The sequence below is a fragment of the Bradyrhizobium sp. genome (assembly GCF_035570375.1).
In the GTDB taxonomy this organism is placed as follows: Bacteria; Pseudomonadota; Alphaproteobacteria; order Rhizobiales; family Xanthobacteraceae; genus Bradyrhizobium.
Genome location: NZ_DATMLW010000164.1, coordinates 23,534 through 32,081 on the forward strand (window position 1 = coordinate 23,534; position 8,548 = coordinate 32,081).

Sequence of the window (8,548 nt, forward strand, 5' to 3'; positions counted from 1 at the left end):
CGTCTACGTGTTGAACCTGAAATGCAATACGTCGCCGTCGGCGACGATATACTCTTTGCCTTCCAGCCGTAACTTGCCGGCATCGCGGGCGCCAGCTTCGCCGCCGAGCGCGACGTAATCGGCGTAGGCGATGGTTTCGGCGCGGATAAAGCCCTTCTCGAAATCGGTATGGATGACGCCGGCAGCCGCGGGCGCCTTGGTGCCGCGATGGATGGTCCAGGCACGGGCTTCCTTCGGGCCGGCGGTGAAATAGGTGATGAGGTCCAACAGCTGATAGCCGGCGCGGATCAAGCGGTCGAGGCCGGCTTCTTCCAGACCCAGCGTCTCGAGAAATTCGACCCGCTCATCGCGCGACAGCGTTGCGATCTCCGACTCGATCTTGGCCGAGATAGTGACCGCAACGGCACCTTCCGTTTTCGCGCGCTCGGCGACCATTTCTGAAAACCTGTTGCCTTTGGCAGCGGAAGCTTCCTCGACATTGCAGACATACAGCACGGGTTTCGACGTCAAAAGGCCAAGCATGGCGAAGGCGCGCTCCTCTTCCGCCTTGCGTTCGAGCAAACGCGCCGGCTTTCCTTCGCGCAGAAGAACCAGCGCGCGGTTGACGAGATCGATCTGCTCTTTGGCTTCCTTGTCGTTGCCTTTGGCCTTTTTGGTCAGGTTGTCGACGCGCTTCTCGAGGCTTTCGAGATCGGCGAGCATCAGCTCGGTCTCGATGGTGTCGATGTCGGCCAGAGGGGCGATCTTGCCTTCGACATGGGTGATATCGGAATCCTCGAAGCAGCGGACGACATGGGCGATCGCATCGACCTCGCGAATCGTGGCGAGAAACTGGTTGCCGAGACCCTCCCCTTTCGAGGCGCCGCGCACCAGGCCGGCAATATCGACAAAGGTCAGCCTGGTCGGGATGATCTGCGCCGATTTGGCGATGTCAGCCAGCTTCTCGAGTCTGGGATCGGGTACGGCGACCTCCCCGACATTCGGCTCAATGGTACAGAAGGGATAATTCGCCGCCTGCGCTGCCGCCGTCTCGGTCAACGCATTGAACAGCGTCGACTTGCCGACATTGGGCAATCCGACGATACCGCATTTGAAACCCATGATATGTCCTGAAAAGTCCGAATCCTGAAGGCGCCGCGCTTATACGGTTTCGCCGTTATCGCGCTCGAAAAATCCGCGTGTCTGCATCGCCAGATGCACCCGGTTCTGGAACGTTGAATCCCTGCCGCTCGCCAGCAGGCCGGCATTGTCGGCAATCGCCTCACACAGCGCCTCGACCCACGGCCTGTCGCTTTTGGCAAAATCCGACAGCACGTGCCCGTGCACCAGTTCCTTGACGCCCGGATGACCGATTCCCAGCCGCACCCGGCGATAGTCGTTGCCGATATGCGCCGAGATCGAACGCAGCCCATTATGACCGGCGATTCCGCCGCCGACCTTGACGCGCACTTTGGCGGGAGGAAGTTCGATTTCGTCCTGAAACACGATGATTTCGCCCGCGCCCAGCTTGAAGAAATTCGCAGCCTCCTGAACCGCGCGCCCGGACTCGTTCATGAAGGTCGCTGGCCGGAGCAGCACGACCTTCTCGTGCTCAAGGGTGCCTTCTGAAGTTGCGCCCTGAAAGCGACGGCGCCAGGGTGCGAAACCTTGACGGCGTGCGATTTCGTCCACGGCCATGAAGCCGATATTATGCCGGTTATTGGCGTATTTCGCGCCGGGATTGCCGAGGCCAACAAAGAGTCGCATGACGCGGTATTCCCGGCTCGTGCGGCAAACCAGAAGTTCTCTTCACTTTCTCCGCGAGTCCGTCAAGAGAACTTCTGAGCCGATACCGCGCTGAAAACCGACATTCGCGAGTCCGCCGCAGGGCGGCGAACTTGCGAAATGCAATGCCGGACTATTTCTTCTTGTCGCCGCCAGCGGCCGGAGCCTTGGCGGCAGCGGCCGCAGGTGCGGCGGCGCCGGCGGCAGGCGCAGCCGGGGCTGCGGAAGGTGCCGTGCCCGGGGCCGGAGCTGCGGCACCCGCGGCTGGCGCAGCAGCGCCCGGAGCGGCGACTGCACCGGCCAAAGCCGCTGCTGCGGCGGCAGCAGCCGCTGCTTTCTGCTCTTCGGCGTAGCCCGACGGCGGCACGATGGTGACCAGCGTCGCGTCCTCGCGCATCAGCGACTTCACGCCCGCCGGCAGCTTGATGTCGGACAGATGCAGCGAATAGCCGATCTCTAACCCGCTGACGTCGGCATCGACGAATTGCGGGATGTTATCGACCGAGCATTCCAGTTCGATGGCGTGGGTGACGATGTTGACGGTGCCGCCGCGCTTCACCCCTGGCGACGCATCAGCCCGCTCCACGTGAAGCGGCACGCTGATGCGGATGGTGGCGCCTTCGCCGAGCCGCATGAAATCGACGTGAATCGGGAAATCCTTCACCGGGTCAAGATGGAAGTCACGCGGAATGACGCGATGCTTCCTGCCCTCGAGGTCGATGTCGTAAATCGTGGTGAGAAAGCGGCCGGCCAGAATTCGCTGGCGCAGGTCGGCGTCGTCGACCGAAATGGTTACGGGGGGTTGGTTATTGCCGTAGATCACTCCGGGCACTCTCCCGGCGCGACGCTCTGCCCGGGCGGCCCCCTTGCCGCTCTTCGGACGCGCGGTCGCCTTCAATTCCTTGACGGTCGCCATGGTCTTAAGTCCTTGTTTTTTAAAAAGTTAAAGGCCGCACTGCGGCCCCTTTGGCGTACGCAGCAAGCCTCCAGGGGTGCGGGGGCTGCGAACGTGGCGGGGTTCTAGCCCTAAAGGGGCGAAATGACAAGTCTGGCCAGGTTTTCCGCAGTTTCTGGCCTCGATGGGCAAGGCTGAAAAAATCGCTGCTCATGAGGATACAGCCTCACGTTCTCGCGACGAACTTCGCCCGAGTTTTGCCAGTCGTTGTCCCTCGTTAGAGGGAGCAGGGAATGCCGGGTGGATCAGCCGCACCCACGGCCCCATGTGCAGATGAAGAAGGCACATGAGCCTAAGTCACCACAGGTACGCCGAAACGATCCGGCATTCCCTGCGCGATGGTTTTACGGTTTCTTTCGTGCTCTTCCCGGCGATCGGGCTTTCTTGTCACCGTCGTCCCTGAGAAGCGTTAGCTTCTTAAGAACCTTGATGCCAGCGTCGAGACATCAGAACCACACGACTTCGCCGTCCGCATAGCGTCATCGCTCGTCAGTCGATGCGCCAGAGTCCATCGCATCCCGCGCCCAACGTCCGTGACGATCGCGATACGCCCCTCATGGTGGGCACGGGATGCACGGAAAAGTGCTTCTGATTTGCCCGACGTCACAAGCGAAATGGCCTGCGACACAATGGCACGACGGGCAAATCAGTCGCCACGCGCAAAATCGTGTCAAGGGCCGTTATGACCGTTTGCGCTTTCGCGGATGGATGGTTTCGCCGGCCGCCAGCATCGCGACAAATTTCGCGATTCGAGCCGCCCGGGTCTCGGGCTTCTTTGCATCGTGGATACGATAAAGGATCGCGAAGCGATTGACCCGATCCAGGCTTTCAAAAAAACGCCCGGCCTTGGCGTTTGGCTTCAACGCAATACGAAGATCATCGGGAACCTGCGCCGTACTCTGCGGCGCATAGGCAGCCCCCCAACGTCCATCCTTCTGCGCCCGTTCGACCTCCTTCACGCCGGCGGGCAGCATCCGTCCCAGCTTGATCAGTTCAAGCGCGCGGCTGCAATTTCTTTCAGACCACTTGCTGGCCTGACGGCGCGGCGTGAAGCGGACGAGCGTATACTTGTCGTCAAAGCTATCGAGCTGGCCGTCGATCCAGCCGTGACAAAGCGCGGTATCGACGGCTTCCGATTTTGAAACACTGGCAATGCCGGAGGACTTCTTCGCCAACTTGAGCCAAAGACCCTCCGAATCCGCAGCCTGGGCTGCAAGCCAGTCACTCCAGGCCTGCTGCGATTCAAACGCAATAATGGGCCGATCGCGCTTGGTCTTCGCCATTCGACGAGAAGGACGGGTTGATCGTTTCAATCGGTCAGTGTCATGAGGCGCTGCCGAGCTTCGTCTCCAGCGCGGCGATGCGGGCTTTGAGCGCCTCATTTTCCTCGCGCGCCAGCCGCGCCATGTCCTTGACCGCCTCGAACTCCTCGCGCTTGACGACATCGAGGTCCCGCAGGATTTTTTCGGCCTGATTTCGCATCAAGGTGTCGACCTCACGCTTGACGCCCTGGGCGGCTCCGGCCGCATCGTTCATCAGACGCCCGATCTCGTCGAAAAACCGATTGCTGGTCTGGGTCATCCCTCAAGTCTCCGGTCGGTTTGAACAGTATACAGAGAATGGCGATCTGGGTTGCGCGGTTCAAGACCACCTTACATTCAAATCCACTTGCCTTGTCACAGGCCGGTTTCCCTGCAATCGTAGGGTAGCGTTCGCGAAAGCGCCATCAATCAAGGAAAACCAATCAAGGAAAACGAAAACGTCCGATGATCGACCAGCAGATCGAAATCCCGACCAAGGATGGTCACTCCACCACGTTCATCACCCATCCCGAGCGCGGCGGCCCCTTTCCGGTCATCCTGTTTTACATGGACGCACCCGCGATCCGCGAGGAGTTGCGCGATATGGCGCGCCGGCTCGGCACCTCGGGTTATTACGTGATGCTTCCGAACCTTTACTATCGTTCGGGGGTCATGGAGCTTGGTCCGTTGCCGGCGGACCCCGAAGCACCGGAACGCAAGCGCATGTTCCAGTTGATGGCCTCGATCAACATTCCCTTGATCATGGAAGATACGCGCGCGATTCTTGCCTTCGCCGAAAGCCAGCCTGCCGCGCGCACCGATCGGGTGGGCACGGTCGGCTATTGCATGAGCGGGCGCTATGCGATCAACGCGGCAACGCTATTTGCTGATCGCGTCAAGGCGGCCGCGTCGATCTATGGAACGCAACTGGTGACCGACCAACCCGACAGTCCGCATCTTGCCACCGGCAAAACGAAGGCCGAACTCTATTTTGCCTGCGCGGAAACCGATATCTACGCGCCACTTGAGGTCATCACACAAGTGAAGGCATCGATGCAAGGCGCCAACGCAGAGGTCGAAATCTATCCCGGCACCCATCACGGCTTCGCGTTTCCCAAACGACCGGTTTATGATCGCGACGCGGCTGAGCGGCATTGGGAGCGGCTGCTTTCATTATATCGACGTACCCTTTGTTCGTAAGACGCAATGCCCCTCCTCACCATCGCCTTTCCGGTTTTCGATCCCGTGGCCATCACGATCGGCCCGTTCGCGATCCGCTGGTATGCGCTCGCCTATATCGGCGGCATCGTGCTGGGCTGGATCTATGCGCGTTCCCTGCTCAAGAACGAAAAACTCTGGGGCGGACCGGCGCCGATTTCACTGCCGCAGCTGGACGATTTCATCCTCTGGGTCACGATCGGAATTATCGTCGGCGGCCGCACCGGCTACGTGCTGTTCTACAATCCTGCATTCTTCGTCCATCATCCGGCGGAAATTTTCGAACTGTGGAAGGGCGGCATGTCGTTTCACGGCGGCTTTCTCGGCTGCGTCGCCGCCGTGATCCTGTTCTGTCTGAGAAACAATTTGCCCATCCTGTCGCTCGGCGACATCACAACCGCCGTGGGGCCGATCGGATTGTTTCTCGGACGGCTCGCCAACTTCATCAACAGCGAATTGTGGGGCCGCGCGGCCGACCCAAGCCTGCCCTGGGCCATGGTGTTTCCCAATGGCGGGCCGCTGCCGCGTCACCCCAGCCAGCTTTACGAGGCGGCGCTTGAGGGTGTCCTCTTGTTTACCATCCTGGCAGTGATGATCCGGATGGGTGCGTTGAAGCGGCCCGGCCTGATCCTCGGCAGCTTCATCGCGATCTACGGTATCGCGCGCATCATCGGCGAGTTTTTCAGGGAGCCCGATCCTCAGCTCGGCTTTTTATGGGGCGGGCTGACCATGGGCATGTTGCTATCGCTACCGATGATTATTGCAGGAGCAATCATTGTTGTGGTGGCATGGCGCCGCAAGACCGAAAGGCAGACGACGCCTCCCGTTCAAGGAACGCCGTGACCGAAGATTCGCCGCTCCAGTCCGAGATCAAGAAGCTGATCAAATCATCCGGCCCGATGGCGGTGTGGCGTTACATGGAGCTGTGCCTGATGCATCCCCAGCACGGCTACTATCTTTCCCGCGATCCGCTGGGGCGCGAAGGCGACTTCACCACCGCACCCCAGGTGAGCCAGATGTTCGGCGAGTTGCTCGGGCTTTGGGCCGCGTCAGTGTGGAAGGCGATCGGCTCGCCGCCGGTACTGAGATTGACCGAACTCGGCCCCGGCCGCGGCACCATGATGGCGGATGCGATGCGAGCGATGCGCGTGCTGCCCCCGCTTTACCAGGCGCTCAGCATTCACCTCGTCGAGGTCAATCCCGTGCTGCGCAAGAAGCAGCAAGCGACGCTTTCGGGCTCGCGCGACGTTTCCTGGCACGACACGATCGATGATGTGCCGGATGGTCCGGCCATCATCTTCGCCAACGAGTATTTCGACGTGCTGCCGATTCACCAGGCGGTGAAGCGCGAGACCGGCTGGCACGAGCGCATCGTCGAAGTCGACGACAGCGGAAAACTCGCGTTCGGCGTCGCTGCCGAGCCGATTCCACGCTTTGAAGTGCTGCTGTCGCCTCTGGTGCGCGCCGCGCCGCTCGGCGCGGTGTTCGAATGGCGACCGGATACCGAGATCATGAGGATCACGAGCCGGGTGCGGGATCAGGACGGCGCTGCCCTGCTTGTCGATTACGGCCACGTGCGCAGCGACGTGGGCGATACGTTCCAGGCCATCGCCCGTCATACCTTCGCCGATCCATTGAAAAATCCGGGACAGGCCGACATCACCGCGCATGTCGATTTCCAGGCGCTGGCGCGCGCCGCCGATGATCTTGGTGCACGCGTCCACGGCCCGGTGACGCAAGGCGAATTCCTCACGCGCCTCGGCATCGAGACGCGCGCGATGACACTGATGGCCAAGGCTACCGCTGAGATCGCCGAGGACATTGCCGGCGCGATGCAGCGGCTGGTCGGCGGCGGCCGCGGCGGAATGGGGCAGATGTTCAAGGTGCTGGCGGTCTCGGAACCGAACCTCACGTCGCTGGCGGGATTTGCCGACGAAGCACCAAAGGCCGAGGCCTAGTGCGGCGAATTTGAAGTTCCTGCAGTATCGCGGCAAGTTCGCGATAGGAACTTCAAATTCAAAGCCGCACTAGAATTAAAGCGTTGCTAGAGCTCCTTTGATTCCGAAGTTCGCATCAGAGGTCACCGCAATAGCTTGCGAACTTCGGAAATCGGAGCTCTAGTGCGGCGAATGTTTCGGTTCAGAAGTCCGCGTCATTATTGCCGCGAATTCGTCATGCGTACTTCTGAACCAAAAGCCACACTAGAATCATAGATTTGCCAGTGTCCTTTGATTCCGGACTTCGTAAACGAGTATGCCGTGCAATGATACGAACTTCGGAATCAGGACACTTGACGCCATGAAGCTGGAATCGCCCTTGTTGTCGGCCGTCCCCGGCCTGCGTCACGCCTTCTTCAACCGCGAGGGCGGCGTCTCCGGCGGCGTTTACGCAGGCCTCAACGGTGGCATCGGCTCGAACGACGATCCGGTCAATGTCGCGGAGAATCGCCGGCGAATGGCGCACCAGCTTGGCGTGAGGCCGCAACATCTGCTCACGGCATACCAGGTCCACTCGCCTGACGCGGTGGTGGCATCGGCGCCGTGGGACACCGCATCGCGCCCGCGTGCCGACGCGATCGTCACCCGCACCGAGGGGCTCGCCGTCGGCGTCACCGCGGCCGATTGCGGGCCGATCCTGCTGGTCGATCCGAACGCGCGGGTGATCGGCGCGGCCCATGCGGGGTGGAAAGGCGCACTGACCGGCATCGTGGAATCCACCGTCGATGCGATGGAAAAACTCGGGGCCGAGCGCTCGAGCATCGTCGCCGCGATCGGACCCTTGATCCGCCAGCGTTCCTACGAAGTCGGCAACGAATTCGTCGAACGGTTCATCGAGACCGACCCGGAGAACGCCCTACTCTTTCTTCCCGCCGCGCGCGAGGGCCATGCCATGTTCGATCTCGCCGGCTTCATCCGCAAGCGGCTGCAAAGCGCCGGAGTGCTCATGGTCGACGATGTCGGCGTCGACACCTATTCCGACGAGCGGTACTTCAGCTACCGCCGCTCGGTGCATCGCAAGCAGCCGGATTACGGCCGCCACGTTCACGCCGTTGTTCTTGAAAGCTGACGGCGCGAAGGGCATTTCCGCAAGAAAACAGTTTCGGGCGCTAGTGTCCTAATTCCGAAGTTCGCATCATTTTGCGGACACCTCGTTTGCGGACTTCTGAACCGCCACACTAGAACCTATCTCAAAATTGCGGTGCCGAGTCGATCGGCTATAAAGGGCAGATGATTCGGCTGACGGACGAGCAGTGGGAGCGCATCCGGAAACACTTTCCGGAAGAGCACATTGCTGATGGACGGCCTGGCCG

At 60.8% G+C, this 8,548-nt stretch carries 9 protein-coding genes; 4 read left to right on the plus strand and 5 right to left on the minus strand.

Features of this window, described 5'->3' with window-relative positions; all coding sequences use genetic code 11:
• Positions 1–3: 3 nt before the first annotated feature.
• The 5 genes from ychF to VNX23_RS18145 form a co-directional block, all read right to left on the minus strand.
• Entirely contained in the window at positions 4–1,101 is a 1,098-nt protein-coding gene (ychF, locus tag VNX23_RS18125) for a redox-regulated ATPase YchF (RefSeq protein ID WP_325632233.1), read from the minus strand.
• Positions 1,102–1,140: 39 nt separating this feature from the next.
• Positions 1,141–1,746, minus strand: a complete 606-nt coding sequence (gene pth / locus VNX23_RS18130) for an aminoacyl-tRNA hydrolase (protein WP_325632234.1) — start codon at positions 1,744–1,746, stop codon at positions 1,141–1,143.
• A 151-nt stretch (positions 1,747–1,897) separates the two neighbouring features.
• Positions 1,898–2,680 carry a 50S ribosomal protein L25/general stress protein Ctc gene (locus VNX23_RS18135; RefSeq protein WP_325632236.1) on the minus strand — a complete coding sequence of 261 codons (783 nt, stop codon included), beginning with the start codon at positions 2,678–2,680 and terminating at the stop codon, positions 1,898–1,900.
• Positions 2,681–3,399: 719 nt separating this feature from the next.
• Positions 3,400–4,002, minus strand: coding sequence for a YdeI/OmpD-associated family protein (locus tag VNX23_RS18140; protein ID WP_325632237.1), 603 nt, complete (start codon positions 4,000–4,002; stop codon positions 3,400–3,402).
• A 40-nt stretch (positions 4,003–4,042) separates the two neighbouring features.
• Positions 4,043–4,300 (minus strand): accessory factor UbiK family protein, encoded by a 258-nt coding sequence (locus VNX23_RS18145; RefSeq protein WP_325632239.1) that lies wholly within the window; start codon positions 4,298–4,300, stop codon positions 4,043–4,045.
• Between the two features lie 185 nt (positions 4,301–4,485).
• Between VNX23_RS18145 and VNX23_RS18150 the strand changes: the two genes are divergently transcribed.
• The 4 genes from VNX23_RS18150 (at position 4,486) to pgeF (ending at position 8,304) form a co-directional block, all read left to right on the plus strand.
• Entirely contained in the window at positions 4,486–5,220 is a 735-nt protein-coding gene (locus VNX23_RS18150; protein WP_325632240.1) for a dienelactone hydrolase family protein, read from the plus strand.
• Positions 5,221–5,226: 6 nt separating this feature from the next.
• Positions 5,227–6,081, plus strand: coding sequence for a prolipoprotein diacylglyceryl transferase (gene lgt, locus VNX23_RS18155; protein WP_325632242.1), 855 nt, complete (start codon positions 5,227–5,229; stop codon positions 6,079–6,081).
• 56 nt (positions 6,082–6,137) lie between these two features.
• Positions 6,138–7,196, plus strand: coding sequence for a class I SAM-dependent methyltransferase (locus VNX23_RS18160; protein ID WP_325632248.1), 1,059 nt, complete (start codon positions 6,138–6,140; stop codon positions 7,194–7,196).
• A 340-nt stretch (positions 7,197–7,536) separates the two neighbouring features.
• On the plus strand, positions 7,537–8,304 hold the full coding sequence (gene pgeF, locus VNX23_RS18165) for a peptidoglycan editing factor PgeF (protein ID WP_325632244.1): 768 nt from the start codon (positions 7,537–7,539) through the stop codon (positions 8,302–8,304).
• Positions 8,305–8,548 lie beyond the last annotated feature (244 nt).